Below are 16,095 nucleotides of genomic sequence, written 5' to 3' on the forward strand. Positions count from 1 at the left end.
CACAATACTCCCCAAACCGGACCTAATTCGCGTCCAGGTGAACTTCTACGGTTCAACCCCCTCTAATCACATCCAAATTCCCAAAACCCACCATGACCAAAAAACATTCGCCTATCCAGGCAACCGAGCCGTCCCAAACCCAGCCCAAGCCGCATCGTAATCACCCTGCAACGTCGGCGTCGAAACCCCCCATTCCGTCGGCACCAGCGGCAACCGGCTCTCGAACATGAATGCCATCGTCCCGTCGATCTTGTGCGGCGCCAGCGTCGCCGCCGTCGCCCCGGCATGGCTTGCCGCATCGGGACCATGCGCCGTCATCATATTGTGCAGGGACGCCCCACCCGGCACGAACCCACCCGCCTTCGCGTCATAAGCTCCGCGTATCAACCCCATGAATTCACTCATGATATTGCGATGAAACCATGGCGGCCGGAAGGTATCCTCGGCAACCATCCACCGCGGCGGAAAGATCACGAAGTCGCAATTCGCCGTCCCCGGCGTGTCGCTCGGACTGGTCAGGACGGTGAAGATCGACGGGTCAGGATGGTCGAAACTGATGCTCCCGATCGTGTTGAACCGCGCCAGGTCGTACCGCACCGGCACCAAATTCCCATGCCACGCGACCACGTCGAACGGGCTGTGCGGCAGCTCATGCTGCCACAGCCGTCCGGCAAATTTATGGACCACCCGCACCGGCGAATCGCGATCCTCGAACGCCGCCTCGGGCGTCTCGAAATCACGCCCATTGGCGAGCCCGTTGCTCCCGATCGGCCCCAATTCAGGCAGCCGGAACAGCGTCCCGTAATTCTCGCAGACATAACCCGAAGCCAGCCGATCGGGCAGCGCTACCGAAAACCGCAAGCCCCTGGGAATGATGGCAATCTGCCCCGGCGCCACGTCGAGCAGCCCCATCTCGGTCCGGATCGCCAGCCGCCCTGCCTGTGGCACGATGAGCAGCTCGCCATCGGCATTAGCAAAGACCTTGTCGACCATATCGGCATTGGCGGCATAGCCGTGCGCCGCCATCCCGCTGCCCGCCAACGGATCGCCGTTACCGGCATAAGTCACCAGCCCATCAACAAAATCCGTCGCCTCGGCTGCCGCCGGCAACGGGTCCCAGCGCAAGCGATTGGGGCTCAGGCGCGCCGCATCGAACGGCCCCGTGCGCAGCAGCGGCGAGCCGTCATGCGGCACGAACGGCGGATGCCCGGCGGTCGGCCGCAGCCGGTAAAGCCACGACCGCCGGTTCTCGCCCCGCGGTGCGGTAAACGCCGTCCCGCTCAGCTGTTCGGCATAAAGCCCGAACGCCGGCCGCTGCGGCGAATTGCGCCCCACCGGCAACGCGCCGGGAACGGCCTCGCTACTGAAATGATTGCCGAATCCGGTTAGCACCGATCAAGCCGGAATGACGCCGCGACGCACCTGGTCGAGCTCAAGCGACTCGAACAACGCCTTGAAATTGCCCTCGCCGAAACCGTCATTGCCCTTGCGCTGGATGATCTCGAAGAAGATCGGCCCGACCATGTTCTCGGTGAAGATCTGGAGCAGGATGCCGCCGCCGGTCTCGGGCGCGCCGTCGATCAGGATCCGCCGCTTGCGCATCTCGGCGACGTCATGGCCATGCCCCGGCAGACGCTTGTCGATCAGGTCGAAATAGGTCTCGATCGTGTCCTGGAAGCGCACGCCATTGGCGCGCAGCATGTCGACCGTGGCAAAGATGTCGTCGGTCGCCAGCGCGATATGCTGGATACCTTCGCCCTTGTATTCCCTCAGGAATTCCTCGATCTGGCTATGCTCGTCCTGGCTCTCGTTGAGCGGAATCCGGATCTTGTCGTCGGGCGCCGTCATCGCCTTGGAAAACAGCCCGGTCGACTGGCCCTCGATGTCGAAATAGCGGATCTGGCGGAAGTTGAAGATCCGCTCGTAGAAGTCCGCCCAATGGCTCATCCGGCCACGGTTCACATTGTGGGTCAAATGGTCGAGCGTATGCAGCCCGGTGCTGTTGTCGTTCGGAGTGGCACCGGCAACCGGCCTGAAATCAACGTCATAGATCTCATGCTCGCCCGATTTATCGACAAGGTACAGGTTCGAACCGCCGATGCCTTCGATCGCCGGGATGTTGAGTTCCATCGGCCCGACCGGCCCATGCACCGGCACCGCGCCGCGCCTGACCGCCTCGGCAAACGCCATGTTGGCATCATGGACATGGAACGCCATCGCATTCGCTGACGGCCCATGGGCATTGCGGAAGGCCGCGGCCTGTCCCTCGGTCTCCATGTTGAGCAGGAAGTTGATCGCCCCCTGCGCATACCGCCGGACGTTCTTCGAACGGTGGGTGCCGACGTGGGTAAACCCCATGGCGACAAACAGCCCGGCCAATGCTTCGGGCTCGGGACTGGTAAACTCGACGAATTCAAAGCCATCGAGGCCAAGGTCGTTCGGCTTGGGCGCGCTATTGTCGGTCATCGTCGACTCCCCATCGATTACAGGGATAGTAACGGATGTTACGGCAGTTCACAAGCTGCGCGAAGCTTCGCCAGCGCCCCGCGCAGTGTATCGATCTCGGCCCCGGACAGTGCCGCAAGCAACCTTGCCTCGACCCCAAGTGCTTGCGGCGCCACGATATCATGGATCCGGCGGCCCTCGGCCGTCGCCGACAGCCGCAGCGTTCGGCGGTCGCCAGTGTCGCGGTCGCGATCGACCAACCGCCGGGTCGTCAACCCTGCAACGGCACGGCTGATCGTCATCTTGTCCATGCCGGTCGCCTCGCCCAGGTCGACCTGAGTCGGCGATCCGGCGGCGCTGACGGCGGCAAGTACCCGCCACTCCGCCGCGGTCAGTCCGAACCGGCTTTCATACCCCGTCCCGGTTGCCACCGCCCGCGACACGGCGTTGGAGGCGACCGAAAGCTGATAGGGCAGGAAGTCGGCAAGCCGAAATCGACTCATGCAAGCCGCGTGCGCAGCCACGTACAGCCCTGTACTAGGGCAGCCGCTGCGCCGGGAACCATATCCGCCAGCGACAGGAAGCCGTGGATCATGCCCGGATGCCGCGCCACGGACACCGGCACACCCGCCGCGGCCAAGCGGACGGCATAGGCCTCGCCCTCGTCGCGCAGCACGTCGTACTGCGCGGTCTGCACCAGCGCCGGCGCGAGCCCCGTCAGGTCAGTTGCGAGCATCGGTATGGCGTCGGGGCCGGGCGCCGCGGTCCCGGCGTAATTGCTCCAGTACCAAGCCATCGCAGCAGTGCTCAGCCCGTAACGGTCATTGTCGCTGTAGCTATGATATTGCTGCGGATCCGGCAGGTCGATGACTGGGTAGATCAGATACTGGCCTGCCAATGGCGGGTCGCCGCCGTCGCGGGCACGGCGTGCCAGGACGGCAGCAAGATTGCCCCCGGCGCTGTCACCGGCAACGACGATGCGACTGGTGTCGAGGCCATGCGCGCCGCCCTCGGCCCGCAGCCAGTCGAGCGCGGCCGAACAATCGTCGATCGCCGCCGGGAACGGATGCTCGGGCGCAAGGCGATAGTCGACCATCAGGACGGCGGCGCCGCTGCCTCGCGCCAGGGCGGCGGCAAGCGGTTGGTGGGTATCGAGATCGCAAACCACCCAGCCGCCGCCATGGAGGAACAGCACGACCGGGTGCGGGCCGGGAGTGTCGGGGCGGAGCAGCCGCAATGCGATCGGACCGCCAAGCCCGGGACAGGACAGTTCGGTGACGTCGGCAAACGGTGGTGCGGCGGTCAGCAAGGGCGCAACGCGGAGGTTCATCGCCTCGCGCGCCTGCTCGGGTGTCAGCGTGTCATAGTCGGGGTCGGGGCCTCCAATGGCGAGGATCTGGGCGATAACGGGATCAAGTGTCATCAGCCCAGAATAGAGCCACGGGACGGGCTCGCAACCCGAATCAGCCGAATTTGGCTTTGATGGCGATCATTGCCAGTACGGCCTTGGCTGCTTCGCCGCCCTTGTCCTTTTCGGATTGGCGGGCGCGGGCCCAGGCCTGGGCTTCATTTTCGACAGTCAGGATGCCGTTGCCGATGGCGAGGCCGTCGAGGGTCAAGGCCATGATTGCGCGGGCGGATTCACCGGCGACCACTTCGAAATGATAGGTCTCGCCGCGGATGACGCAGCCGAGCGCGACATAGCCGTCATAGTTGCCGCTGGCGTCGGCGAAGGCGATCGCGGCGGGGATTTCGAGAGCGCCGGGTACGGTCAGCACGTCGTGCGTGGCGCCGGCCGCAGAGAGCGCGGCGCGGGCACCTTCGATCTGGGCGTCGGCGATCGCGCCATAGAAACGGGCTTCGACAATGAGGATATTGGTCATGTGACTGGATGCTTTCAAACGGCGAGAGGATGCGGCGCGATGGCGCGCTCGCCGACCACGTTAAGGCCATAGCCCTGGATGCCGACGATGTTGCGGTGGTGATTTGTCAGCAATATCATGTCGCTAACGCCGAGGTCGCTGAGAATCTGCGCGCCGATGCCATAGTCGCGGAGCTGAAATGGCTGGCCTTCGCCCTTGGCCCGCATCTGGACCGAGACGGCGGTCGGCGAGCTGTCGCGGATGATGACGATGACGCCGGCGCCCTCCTCGCCTATAGCGTCCATGGCGCGGGTCAGTTGCCCGGCGCGATCGTTGGCTTCCTGGAAAAGGTCGGCGAACATCGACTGGGTGTGGACGCGGACAAGGGTCGGCTTGGCGGGGTCGACACGGCCTTTCTGCAGGACGATGTGTTCGCCGTATTCCGCCGTGTTGGCGTAGGTCTTGGCGATCCATTTGCCGCCGTGCCAGCTGTCGATTTCGGTCTCGGCGATAAGCTTGACGAGCCGGTCATGAGCGTGGCGATAAGCGATCAGGTCCTGGATGGTGCCAATTTTCAGTCCGTGCTTACGGGCAAAAACAATGAGTTCTGGCAGGCGGGCCATCTCGCCGTCGTCGTTCATGATTTCGCAGATGACGCCCGACGGGTTGAGGCCGGCAAGCCGCGAGACGTCGACCGAGGCTTCGGTATGTCCGGCGCGAACGAGCACGCCGCCGTCGCGGGCGACGAGGGGGAAGACGTGGCCGGGGGAGACGATATGCTCGGCGCCCTTGGAGGCGTCGACGGCGACGGCGATGGTGCGAGCGCGGTCGGCGGCGGAGATTCCGGTGGTGACGCCGTCGCGGGCTTCGATCGAGACGGTGAAGGCGGTGCTATGGCGGGTGCCGTTATGCTGCGCCATCAACGGCAGGTTGAGCTGCTTTACCCTTTCCGACGAGAGGGTTAGGCAGATCAGGCCGCGGCCGTGGCGGGCCATGAAATTGATCGCGTCTGGGGTTGCCATCTGGGCGGGGATGACGAGGTCGCCTTCGTTCTCGCGGTCCTCGTCGTCGACGAGGATGAACATGCGGCCGTTCTTGGCTTCGTTGATGATTTCCTCGACGCTGGCGAGGGCGGGGCCGGTGTTGCGGCCGTGGAGATAATTCTCCAGCTTTTTCAACGTATCGCTGGTGGGGTTCCAGTCGTTTTCGTCGAGGCTGCGCAGCGAATTGGCGTGGAGGCCGGCGGCGCGGGCGAGGCCGGATCGGGTCTCGTGACCGTCGCTGACGAGGTTGCGAATCTGTTCGATCAGGGCCGTGCTCATGTTCGGAGCCTCACATTGCGGTGTGAGGAAAAGATGGAACGATCACACTGTACTGTCAAGCCATCACTTGTTTCATACGAGCGAGGTAGCGCGCGAGCACGTCGATCTCGATATTGAGCTGATCGCCGGATTTCAGAGTGTCGAATGTCGTCGAAATGGCTGTGTGGGGGATGATGTTGATCGTAAAGATTGCACCTATCTGGTTATCAGTTACGGTGTTCACTGTCAATGAAACGCCGTCGAGGCAGATGCTGCCCTTGGCGGCGATATAGGGGGCCATGTCATTGGCGACCTGGATAGCGATGCGGGTGGAATCGCCTTCGGGTTCGACGCTGACGACAGTACCGACGGCGTCGACATGGCCGGTGACGATGTGGCCGCCGAGTTCGTCGCCGACCTTGAGGGCGCGTTCGAGGTTGAGGCAGCGGCCGGCGGTCCATTGACCGGCAGCCGTGCAGCTTTGGGTCTCGGCGCTGACATCGACGCTGAATTCGCCAGGGGCCTTGGCGACCGCGGTCAGGCAGACGCCCGAGCAGGAGACCGACGCGCCGATGGCGAGGTCGGTGGTGTCGTAGCCGGTGGCGATGACGATGCGCAGGTCGCCGCGCTGCTCCACGGACTTGATGTGGCCGATGTCGGTGATGATGCCGGTGAACATGGATTGCCCCTAGCGGATGCGGTGGTAGGTCTCAAGCCGATCGGTGCCGAGTGCGATGACGGCGGCAGGGGCCCAGCGGCCGTGGGCGTCGGCGAGATTGGCAAGGCCGATCGCGGCGAGCGCGGGACGCCCGCCGACGAGGATGGGGGCGCGGTAAAGCAAGAGCCGGTCGACAAGATCGGCAGCGACAAGGCTGGAGGCCAAGGCGGCACCGCCTTCGGCGAGCACCGTGTCGGCGTCGGTGACGGCGGCGAGTGCCTGGAGATCGCGCAGGTGCCGCAAGCCGTCCGGGGCGGGTGTGCTGCTCATCACGGCGATGATGGGCGCGCGGTCCTCGAGCCCTTCGAGGCGGACGTCGAGCCTGGGACTGTCGGCGTCGAGGGTGCCGCGGCCGACAAGGATCATGTCGGCGCGGGCACGTTCGAGATGGGCATGGGCGCGGGCGCGATCGCCGGTGATCCACTTGCTTTCGCCGGACGTCATGGCAACCGAGCCGTCGAGCGAGACGGCAAGCTTGAGCGTTATGTGCGGTCGCCGGCGGCGCTGGCGGCTGAAGAAGCCGGCCATGATGGCTTCGGCCTCAGGGCAACGCACACCGGTGACGAGCGATATGCCGGCGGCGGCGAGCTTGGCCAGGCCCTTGCCGTTGGTACGTGTATCGGGATCGCCGGCGGCGACGACGACACGGGCGATACCGGCGGTGATGAGGCTGGCGGCGCAGGCCGGGCCGCGCGAACTGTCATGGGCGCAGGGTTCAAGGGTCACATAGGCCGTTGCGCCGCGAGCATCCTGGTCTGCTTGAGCAAGCGCCATGGCTTCGGCATGGGGCCGGCCGCCGGGCTGGGTCCAGCCGCGGCCGATGACCCGACCATCGCGGACGATGACGCAGCCTACCGGCGGGTTGGGACCGGTGCGGCCGACACCGCGCTGCGACAGGGCCAGCGTGGCACCCATCCAGCGCGCATCGTCGGCGGCGGTTGTCATGTCGTTGTCAAAGTACCGGTGGTTCGGTGGGAACGCTGTCGGCGGTCGCCCTGCCGGTCGGGATCGTCACCAGCGGTGCGGCAGCGCGGGCCGCCGCGCTGACATAGGGAACTTCCTTTTGCGCGCCGCCGCGTTCGACATAGGCGTCGTACTGCGCCTGGGCCTTGGTGCGCGCTTCGCCAGAGAGCGTGGCGATGTATTTGCGCGCGTCGCCGAGCATCTGCTGGTGGACGGCGGTGGTTGCCGCGGTGTCGGCGATCGTGTCGGCGCGGCTGCGGTCGCCGCTCCAGTTCTGCATGAAGACCAGCTTGGGATCGGGCTTGGAATAGCCCGAGCGCGATTCGAGCAGGAAGCCGGTCATCACGATCGTCGTCAGCAGCAGCGAGGCACCGCCGACGAGGAGGCGGTGACGGCGGACTTCGGCCTTGGACGGGTTGAGGTACGACATTGCGAAACTCCTGCGGGATGCGTCAACATAAGGGCGGGGCTCGCTGGATGCCAGTGGCGCGGTCGTGCGCCGCGTGGGGGGAAGGTTCGTGGTGCTGTCATCCCGGGTTGGGGAGCGGTGGCTGCTCGGCAGAAGCAACTGGGTCCCGGGTCAAGCCCGGGATGACAGGTTGGGAAGGTTCAGGCGTCTGCTAGGCGAAAGTTAATGGTGATGTCGCGGTTGGCCTCGATGGCAGTGCCGTTGTCGAGGGCGGGGTGAAGCGCCAGTTGCGCAGCGCATGGGCGAGGGCGGCAGCGTCGAGGCGCGGTGAGCGGCATGACGAATCCTTTGGGCAACGTATTTGCGGCTGATGGGAGTGACAGCTTGCCTGTCGCCGGCTGGGCTGTATCGGTTGGCGGAAGCAAGTTGTTGGGGAGTGACATGCATTACGCTGAGCTGGCGAAGGCGCGGGCCGAATTGACCGGGCCGGGCGGCGCCTTCGAGATCGAAGTGGCCGAGGTGATGGGACATCATATCCGCACTTACAAGAACGCGCTGCCAAGCGTGCGCGAGCTGTGGCTGATGACGAGGCAATTCGCCGACCGGCCCTATCTTGTGTATGGCAACGAGCGGATCAGCTATGCGCAGGCGCATGAAGCGGTGGACGCGGTAGCGGCGTGGTTGGCGGCGCAGGGTGTCGTCGCGGGCGACCGGGTGGCGGTGGCGATGCGCAACTATCCCGAATGGATGCTGATCTACTGGGCGTGTGTTTCGTCCGGTATTGCTGTCGTCGGCATGAATGCCTGGTGGATGACCGAAGAGATGGCCTATGCGCTGGCGGACTCGGCGCCGAAGATCCTGTTCCTCGATGCCGAGCGCCTGGCCCGGGTGAACGACCGCCCGGCGATGGCGGAAGGCATAATGCTGGTAACGGTGCGCGTCGATAGCGCCGTGGTGCCGGCTGGTGCGGCCCAGGTCACGCCATGGTCCGAAGTTGTCGCGCGTGGTGGTTCGATGCCGGATGTCATGGTCGATCCCGATGCCGATGCGTGTATTTTCTATACGTCCGGGACGACCGGCAATCCCAAGGGCGCGCAACTGACGCATCGCGGTTGCATCTCGAATTTGTTCAGCATGATGTATGCCGGTGCCTCGTCGGCACTGGCGACGCAAAGGGCGACGGGGGTCGAGCCGCCCGCCGCACCGGCGATTCCGGTGACGCTGATCGCCACCCCGCTGTTCCATGTCACCGCCAACAACTGCGGCGCGTATGTCACCACCGCGGCCGGCGGCACGCTGGTTCTGACGTATCGCTGGGACGCCGGCGAAGCGCTGCGATTGATCGCGCGCGAGAAGGTGACTTCTATGAGCGGCGTGCCGGTGATGGCGCGCGAACTGATCAGCCATCCTGAATTCGAGACGACCGATACATCGAGCCTGGTGTCGCTGGGCGGCGGCGGCGCGCAGGTGCCGCCCGACCTCGTGCTGAAGATCGAGCGGCAGGTGGCAACGGCGCGGCCGGGCACGGGTTACGGCATGACCGAGACGTGCGGGATCATCACCTCCATCGGCGGGGATTTCTTTGTCGATCGGCCCGACAGCTGTGGGCCGGCGATGCCGTGTCTTGAAGCCAAGTGTGTCGACGACGATGGCGATACCGTGCCGCTGGGACAGGTCGGCGAGCTTTGGGTCAAGGGTTCGGCGGTCATCAAGGGCTATATCAACCGGCCCGAGGCGACGGCGGCCTCGATCACCGACGGCTGGCTGCACACCGGCGATATCGCGCGGATGGATGGCGACGGCTTCATCTATATCGTCGATCGCAAGAAGGACATGGTGCTGCGCGGCGGCGAGAATGTCTATTGCGCCGAAGTCGAGGCGACGGTGTACCGCCTTGAAGGCATTGCCGAATGTTGCGTGTTCGGGGTGCCCGACGAGCGACTAGGCGAGGAAGTCGGCGTGGCCGTGGTGCTCAAGCCGGGCGTGAGCCTGAGCGAGGCGGAACTGACGGCGCATTGTGCGGGGTTGATGGCGAAGTACAAGGTGCCGCGGTATGTGTGGTTCATGGACGAGGCGTTGCCGCGCAATGCGAGTGGCAAGTTCCTGAAGCGGGAGTTGCGGGATCGGTTGAGCCCGGAGGTGGCGGCCGCCTGAGGGTCTGGACCGGGATGGTGCCGCAGAGAAGCAACTGGGTCCCGGGTCAAGCCCGGGATGACAGGTTGAGGGGGGGCCGTCACATTGCTGGCAGACGGGCGATTTCGGGTGATTCCGGGTCTGTCGTCGGCGAGTTGGCGGCTGTTCGGCGGTACTTTCGCGGCCGGTTGCGGGGCAGTTTGCGCCTCGGGACTGGTGTCGGCGGGTATTCGGACGGAAATCACACGTGGATGTGATCAGATTTCCAGGCGTTTGAGCGCGGCGGTGCGGCCGATCAGGGGGAGGAGGGCTGCCATTTCGGGGCCCTGGTCGCGGCCGGTGAGGGCGTGGCGGAGCGGGTGGAAAAGCCCGCGGCCCTTGCGGCCGGTGTCGGATTTGAGGACGGTGATCCAGCGCGACCAGATGTCGTCGCCCCATTCGAGAGCGTGGAGCGCCGCGCCGGCGGCGGCGATGAAGTCGCGGTCCTCGGGCGGGATCTCGGCGACGATCGGCCCGGTGACGACGCCCTGCCAGTCGGCCGCATCGGCGGCGGTGGCGAGGTTGGCGCGGATGGCGAGCCAGACGGGCTCGGTGACGCCGGGGATGCGATCGGCGACGGCGGCATAGGGGAGATTGTGGAGGGTGCGGGCGCTGAGGGCGGCGAGGTCCTCGGGGTCGAAGCGGGCGGGGGCGCGGCCGAAGGTCGACAGGTCGAAGCCGGGGAGGAGATCGGGCAGCGCGGCGACGGGTTCGACCGGCAACGAGGTGCCGAGGCGGGCGAGGAGCGCGGCGATGGCCTGGGGCTCGATGCCCATTTCGCGCCATTGGGCGACGCCTTCGGAGCCGATGCGTTTCGACAGGGCAGCGTCGGCGCCGGTGAGCAGGGCGAGATGGGCGAAGGCGGGGACGCGGGCGCCAAGGGCTTCGAACATCTGGATCTGGACGGCGGAATTGGTGACATGGTCCTCGCCGCGGACGATGTTGGTGATGCCGAGATCGATGTCGTCGACGACCGACGGCAGCATGTAGAGCCAGGTGCCGTCGGCGCGGCGGACGACCGGGTCGGACAGCGCGGCGGGATCGAAATGGCAGTCGCCGCGGACGCCGTCGAGCCAGCGGATTGGCGCCGATGTGTCGAGGCGGAAGCGCCAATGGGGGGTGGTGCCCGCACCGGCGTGGGCGGCGTGGTCGGCGTCCGTCAGCGCCAGCGCGGCGCGGTCGTAGACGGGGGGGAGCCCGCGCTGCTGCTGGACCTTGCGCTTGAGATCGAGTTCGGAAGGGGTTTCATAGGCGCGGTAGACGCGGCCGGTCGTTGCCAGATGGTCGAGCGCGGCCTGGTAGAGCGGGAAGCGGTGCGACTGGCGGAACTCGGCGTCGGGGGCGAGGCCGAGCCAGGCGAGATCGGCGCGGATCGATTCGGCGGAGGCTTCGGTGGAGCGGGCGAGATCGGTATCGTCGAGGCGCAGGATGAAGCGGCCGCCGGCCTTGCGGGCGAGCAGCCAGTTGACCAGCGCGGTGCGGATATTGCCGGCATGGAGGGTGCCAGTGGGGGAGGGGGCGAAACGGGTGGTGGTCATTGGGTTGGTCTAGGGGTGAATCGGGTTGGCGGGAAGGGCGGGCTTTTGTCTGGTGGGGCGGGAGATGGGCCCCGGCCTTCGCCGGGGTGACGGCAAGAGAGGGGGGGTGGCGGGAGAGAGGGGGTGACGGCAAGAGAGAGTGTGACGGGAGAAGGGGGGCCGGCCTGATCAGGGGAGGGCGGGGCAGGTGAGTTCGAGGGTGAGGGGGGCGCGGCGCCAGGTGACCTGGGCGCAGGTGGACAGGCGATCGTTGCCGATGGCGAGCTTTGCCCATTGGCGCTGGGCGTCGAAGCGGGCGGTGGCGACGAGCTCGTCGTCGGGCAGGGTTTCGGTGGGGATACGGGTGCGGCCGCTCCAGTCGAAGATGCGGGCGGGGACGCTGTTGAGGCGGAAGCCGGCGATGTCGACGGGGGTGTCGAAGGTGACGTTGCGGACCGGGCGCGAGACGCCGTGCGCAATGGGGGCGTGGCGGATGGGGCCGGAGAGGTGGCCGCCGCCGGTTTCGGCGAGGAAGGCGGCGGCGGCGGCCGTGGCGATGGTTTCGGCAGCCATGGGGGCGATGATGACGTCGATTTGGCGCTTGCCGATTTGGGTGGCGGTGACGAGGCCGCGGTCGGGAGTGAAATCGAGGGGCAGGATGGTGACGGCGTCGGTGACGGTAATGGGGCGGCGGGTGAGGCGGACCTCGTCATGGGGGAGGAGCATGGGATTGATGCTACCGTCGGCGTCGGGGATATAGTCGCGGTTGCCGTACGCCAGGGTGACGAGGACGGGGCGGCCGGCGATGTCGAGGATGGCGGTGGTGGTGTCCTCGGACACGCTGATCTTGCCGATGAGGACGCGCATGCGGCCGCGCTCGGGGGGGCGGCCGGCGACGAGGCGGGCGGGGTTGGCGAGATCGAGGCGGCGGGCGGCGCTGGCGTTGAGGGCGACCTGCTGGGTGGTGGCGGGGTCGATGCGCAGGGTGAGGGGAAGGCCGGCGAGGGTGGCGGTTATTATTGGGGACGAGAGGGGGAGGGTTAGGGGCGGGAGGGCTGGGAGTGGGGGTGGAGGTTTTGCGGCGGTTAGCAGGGCGAGGAGAGGGATTGCGGTAAGCACCCACCCACGACCCCTCCCTTGAAGAAGGGAGGGGGGAAGCGAAGTAAGGCTATGCTGTTCTGAACGCATTTGTGATGGGGTAGCGGCGGTCGCGGCCGAAGTTTCGTTTGCCGATCTTGACGCCGGGAGGGGCCTGGCGGCGCTTGTATTCGGCGATGTAAAGCAGGCGCTCGATGCGGGTTACCATGGCCGGGTCGAGCCCTTGCGCGATCAGGTCGGAGGCGGAATGCTCGTTTTCGACGAGGGCCATCAGGATGCGGTCGAGGATGTCGTAGGGCGGCAGGCTGTCGGCGTCTTTCTGGTTGTCGCGCAGCTCGGCGGTGGGGGGTTTGTCGATGACGCGCTGGGGCATGACCGGGCCTTTGGGACCGATCGACAGGCGGGGGTGGTTGCGGTTGCGCCATTCGCAGAGCTTGAAGACGGTGGTCTTGTAGACGTCCTTGAGGACCGAGAAGCCGCCGGCCATGTCGCCGTAGATGGTGGCGTAGCCGACGCTCATCTCGGACTTGTTGCCGGTGGTGAGGAGCATGGGGCCGAACTTGTTGCTGAGCGCCATCAGCGACAGGCCGCGGATCCGGGACTGGATGTTTTCCTCGGTGGTGTCCGGGGCCTTGCCGGCGAACAGCGGCGCCAGCATGTCGGTGAAGGCGGCCATCGCGGGCTGGATGCCGACGGTGTCGAGGCGGACGCCCAATAGCCGGGCGCATTCGGCGGCGTCCTCGAGGCTGTCGGCGCTGGTGTAGGGCGACGGCATCATCACGCACCAGACGCGATCGGCGCCGAGCGCGTCGACGGCGACGGCAGCGGAGAGGGCGGAATCGATGCCGCCCGACAGGCCGAGGATGACGCCGGGAAAGCGGTTGCGGTTGACGTAGTCGCGCAGGCCCAGGAGCATGGCGTGGTAAATGTCGGCGGGGTCCTCGTCCTGCGCCGCCAGGGACCCCTGTTCGCAGGCCCAGTTGTGGTTGAAGCCGTGGCGGGTCCAGTTGGTGATGGCGATCTGCTCGTCCCAGTCGGGCATCTGCAGGGCGAGGGTGCGATCGGCATTGAGGACGAAACTGGCGCCGTCGAACACGAGCTCGTCCTGGCCGCCGACGCGGTTGAGATAGACGAGGGGAAGCCCGGTTTCGGTGACGCGGGCGACGGCGAGGCCGAGGCGGCGGTCGTCCTTGCCGACTTCGTAGGGCGAGCCGTTGGGGACGATAAGCAGCTCGGCACCGGTTTCGGCTAGGCATTCGGTGACGTCGGCGCTCCACATGTCCTCGCAGACGGGGACGCCAATGCGGGTGCCGCGGAAGGCGAGTGGGCCGGGGAGCGGGCCGGCGGAGAAGACGCGCTTTTCGTCGAAAGTGCCGTAGTTGGGCAGGTCGTGCTTGCGCGTGATGCCGGCGATCTTGCCGGCGTCGAGGAGGAACATGGCGTTGTGGAGTTTGCCATTTTCGGCGAGCGGCGCGCCGACGAGGAGGGCGGGGCCGCCATCGGCAGTGGCGGCGGCGAGCTGTTCGATGTGGTGCGCGGCGGCGGCGACAAGGGCGGGTTTAAGGACGAGATCCTCGGGCGGGTAGCCGATGACGCTGAGTTCCGGGGTGACGATGAGGTCGGCGGCGGGGGCCTGGGCGCGGGCGGCGAGAATGGCGGCGGCGTTGGCGCCGAGGTCGCCGACCGAGGCGTTGAGCTGGGCGAGAGCGATGGCGAGCGTCGTGGACATTGTGTGGGTTTAGGAGGGGAGGGCGCGCGGGGCAATGCGCGGGGTTGATCTGGGTGGTTGGGGTGATGCCCTGCCCCGTAGCGAAGCAACTGGGTCCCCGGTCAAGCCCGGGATGACAGCTAGGGGCGGGTGCTCTTGTCGGGTCGCGCGGGGTGGCGGCGCGGCTGGATGCCAGCCTCCGCTGGCATGACAGGGGGAAGACGGTGCTTTTGCGGAGAGATGGTGCCCCTCACCCGGGCCGCGAAGGCGCGTCTCTCGACCTCTCCCGCGACGAGAGAGGTGATTTCAGGGTTTGGCTTTTTCGGCGGCGACTTGGGCGGCGACCGAGGCGAGGAGGGCGGGGGCGTCGAAGACGATGCCGTCTTTTATGGTCCAGCGGACGCCGCCGACTTTTTCGCTGCGGTTGGTCTTTTCGTTGAGGCGGGTGAAGCCGGTGCCGTAGAGGGTTTTCAAATTCTGCAGCGGGTTTTCGGGGACGATGACGAGGTCGGCGAGCATGCCGGCGCGGATCAGGCCGAATTCGGGGTCCTTGCCTGTCGGGTCATTGAGCGTGCGGGCGCCGTTGATGGTGGCGGACTGGATCACCTCCAGTGGCGAGAAGCCGGCTTCCTGGAGGAGCTCGAGTTCTAGGATATAGTTGAAGCCCCAGCTTTGATAGATAAAGCCGGGGTCGGAACCGGCGGTGACGCGGCCGCCCATGTTCTTGTAATCGTTCACCAGCCGCATGTAGCGGCCGTAGAAATTGCGCCAGGTGACTTCGTGCGCGGTGGTCCAGTCGTAGAAATAGCTGCCGTGGTTGTCGCGGTTCGATTCGTAGAAGTTCGCCAGCGACGGCAGCGTGTAGGTGGCGTGCCAATCGGCGTTTTTGGCGCGCATCAGGTCGCGGCTGGCGCTGTAGATGTTGAAGGTCGGGTCGAAGACGACGCCGGTGGCTTTCTGGGCTTCGAGATAGGCGATCCATTCGGGGCCGCCGGGTTCGTGGATCTGGTTCCAGATTTCGGCGATGCCGCCGAAGCGTTTTTGCTCGTCGTTGAAGTTGTAGTCGGGCGGCGTGTCCTGGGTGCGGCGGTCCTTGAGCAGCGATTCGAAATGGCCATAAAAGTGCGTGATGGTGCCGAGGCCGGCGGCGGCGGCATCGCGGGCGTTGAATTCGGCGATGTTGGGCTGGGCGAGGTGGGCGACGGTGCCGAGGCCGAGCTTTTTGGCTTCGTCGATGGCGGCGCGGTCGATCTCGGGGGTCTCGTCGCCGCGGTTGAAGAATTTTATGCCGTCGATGCCGGATTTCGCCGCCCAGCGGACCCATTCGCGGGCTTTCTGGGGGGATTGGACTTTGGCGTTTCCGTCTTTTGGGGTCCAGCCGCTGCCGAGGGTCTGGTAGACGTAGATGCGCGGGGCGGTGATTTCGCCGGCTGCACTGCGGCGCTTGTCGTCGAGGGCGCGGGCGGCGTCGTTGCCGAACAGCGGGACGCCGCGGATGGTGGTGACGCCGTGGGCGAGCCAGAGGCGGTAGGGATAGCTCGGGTCGGGCGCCTTGGAGTCGTCGCCGCTGTGGCCGTGCATGTCGACGAAGCCGGGCATGACGTACATGCCGGTGGCGTCGATTTCGCGAGTGGCGCCCGTGGGTTGGCGGTCCTTGGCCATGGGGAGCCCGGGGGTGCCTGCGCTGCGAATCTCGGCGATGCGGTTGCCGCGGATGACAATGTCGGCGGGGCCGTAGGGGGGGCCACCGTTGCCGGTGATGATGGTGACGCCGCGGATTACCAAGGTGGCGTAGGGCCCTTGGGCTTCGGGGCCGCGGGGCGGGGTCGGGAGCATGGCGGCAGTTGCGGGCATGGATGCGGCCAGAATGGCTGCGATTGCTAAGTTGCGGAATCGCATGTG

At 66.2% G+C, this 16,095-nt stretch carries 14 protein-coding genes; 1 reads left to right on the top strand and 13 read right to left on the bottom strand.

Going from position 1 to position 16,095, the window contains the following annotated elements; all coding sequences use genetic code 11:
* Nucleotides 1-111: 111 nt before the first annotated feature.
* The 9 genes from hmgA to IEW98_RS08575 are packed head-to-tail and all read right to left on the bottom strand — an operon-like array spanning nucleotide 112 to nucleotide 7,719.
* Nucleotides 112-1,392, bottom strand: a complete 1,281-nt coding sequence (gene hmgA / locus IEW98_RS08535; protein WP_188762521.1) for a homogentisate 1,2-dioxygenase — start codon at nucleotides 1,390-1,392, stop codon at nucleotides 112-114.
* A gap of 3 nt (nucleotides 1,393-1,395) precedes the next feature.
* Nucleotides 1,396-2,466 (bottom strand): 4-hydroxyphenylpyruvate dioxygenase, encoded by a 1,071-nt coding sequence (hppD, locus tag IEW98_RS08540; protein ID WP_188762522.1) that lies wholly within the window; start codon nucleotides 2,464-2,466, stop codon nucleotides 1,396-1,398.
* A gap of 38 nt (nucleotides 2,467-2,504) precedes the next feature.
* Complete coding sequence (locus IEW98_RS08545; RefSeq protein WP_188762523.1) at nucleotides 2,505-2,948, bottom strand: MarR family winged helix-turn-helix transcriptional regulator; 444 nt, start codon at nucleotides 2,946-2,948, stop codon at nucleotides 2,505-2,507.
* Nucleotides 2,945-3,868: an alpha/beta hydrolase gene (locus tag IEW98_RS08550; RefSeq protein ID WP_188762524.1), complete on the bottom strand. Its 924-nt coding sequence runs from the start codon at nucleotides 3,866-3,868 to the stop codon at nucleotides 2,945-2,947. The genes IEW98_RS08545 and IEW98_RS08550 overlap by 4 nt, the downstream gene beginning before the upstream one ends.
* 40 nt (nucleotides 3,869-3,908) lie before the next feature.
* The gene (gene ribH / locus IEW98_RS08555) at nucleotides 3,909-4,328 is read right to left on the bottom strand and encodes a 6,7-dimethyl-8-ribityllumazine synthase (RefSeq protein ID WP_188762525.1); all 420 of its coding nucleotides are present in this window, start codon (nucleotides 4,326-4,328) and stop codon (nucleotides 3,909-3,911) included.
* A gap of 14 nt (nucleotides 4,329-4,342) precedes the next feature.
* The gene (gene ribB / locus IEW98_RS08560) at nucleotides 4,343-5,629 is read right to left on the bottom strand and encodes a 3,4-dihydroxy-2-butanone-4-phosphate synthase (protein WP_188762526.1); all 1,287 of its coding nucleotides are present in this window, start codon (nucleotides 5,627-5,629) and stop codon (nucleotides 4,343-4,345) included.
* Nucleotides 5,630-5,684: 55 nt separating this feature from the next.
* On the bottom strand, nucleotides 5,685-6,287 hold the full coding sequence (locus IEW98_RS08565) for a riboflavin synthase (protein WP_188762527.1): 603 nt from the start codon (nucleotides 6,285-6,287) through the stop codon (nucleotides 5,685-5,687).
* 9 nt (nucleotides 6,288-6,296) lie between these two features.
* Nucleotides 6,297-7,271 carry a bifunctional diaminohydroxyphosphoribosylaminopyrimidine deaminase/5-amino-6-(5-phosphoribosylamino)uracil reductase RibD gene (gene ribD / locus IEW98_RS08570; protein ID WP_188762528.1) on the bottom strand — a complete coding sequence of 325 codons (975 nt, stop codon included), beginning with the start codon at nucleotides 7,269-7,271 and terminating at the stop codon, nucleotides 6,297-6,299.
* Between the two features lie 7 nt (nucleotides 7,272-7,278).
* Complete coding sequence (locus tag IEW98_RS08575; RefSeq protein ID WP_188762529.1) at nucleotides 7,279-7,719, bottom strand: hypothetical protein; 441 nt, start codon at nucleotides 7,717-7,719, stop codon at nucleotides 7,279-7,281.
* A gap of 420 nt (nucleotides 7,720-8,139) precedes the next feature.
* Here IEW98_RS08575 and IEW98_RS08580 point away from each other — a divergent pair, with 420 nt between their 5' ends.
* On the top strand, nucleotides 8,140-9,852 hold the full coding sequence (locus IEW98_RS08580; protein WP_188762530.1) for a class I adenylate-forming enzyme family protein: 1,713 nt from the start codon (nucleotides 8,140-8,142) through the stop codon (nucleotides 9,850-9,852).
* A gap of 236 nt (nucleotides 9,853-10,088) precedes the next feature.
* Here IEW98_RS08580 and IEW98_RS08585 read toward each other — a convergent pair whose 3' ends face one another.
* The 4 genes from IEW98_RS08585 to IEW98_RS08600 all read right to left on the bottom strand — a co-directional run bounded on the left by IEW98_RS08585 (nucleotide 10,089) and on the right by IEW98_RS08600 (nucleotide 16,047).
* On the bottom strand, nucleotides 10,089-11,408 hold the full coding sequence (locus tag IEW98_RS08585; protein WP_188762531.1) for a glutamate--tRNA ligase: 1,320 nt from the start codon (nucleotides 11,406-11,408) through the stop codon (nucleotides 10,089-10,091).
* Between the two features lie 168 nt (nucleotides 11,409-11,576).
* Complete coding sequence (locus IEW98_RS08590) at nucleotides 11,577-12,506, bottom strand: hypothetical protein (protein ID WP_188762532.1); 930 nt, start codon at nucleotides 12,504-12,506, stop codon at nucleotides 11,577-11,579.
* Nucleotides 12,507-12,555: 49 nt separating this feature from the next.
* Nucleotides 12,556-14,214, bottom strand: a complete 1,659-nt coding sequence (locus IEW98_RS08595; protein WP_188762533.1) for an NAD+ synthase — start codon at nucleotides 14,212-14,214, stop codon at nucleotides 12,556-12,558.
* A gap of 285 nt (nucleotides 14,215-14,499) precedes the next feature.
* On the bottom strand, nucleotides 14,500-16,047 hold the full coding sequence (locus IEW98_RS08600; protein WP_243450645.1) for an amidohydrolase family protein: 1,548 nt from the start codon (nucleotides 16,045-16,047) through the stop codon (nucleotides 14,500-14,502).
* Nucleotides 16,048-16,095: the final 48 nt, after the last annotated feature.

Origin of the sequence: Sandarakinorhabdus glacialis (assembly GCF_014643455.1) — a bacterium.
Classification (GTDB): Bacteria; Pseudomonadota; Alphaproteobacteria; order Sphingomonadales; family Sphingomonadaceae; genus Sandarakinorhabdus; species Sandarakinorhabdus glacialis.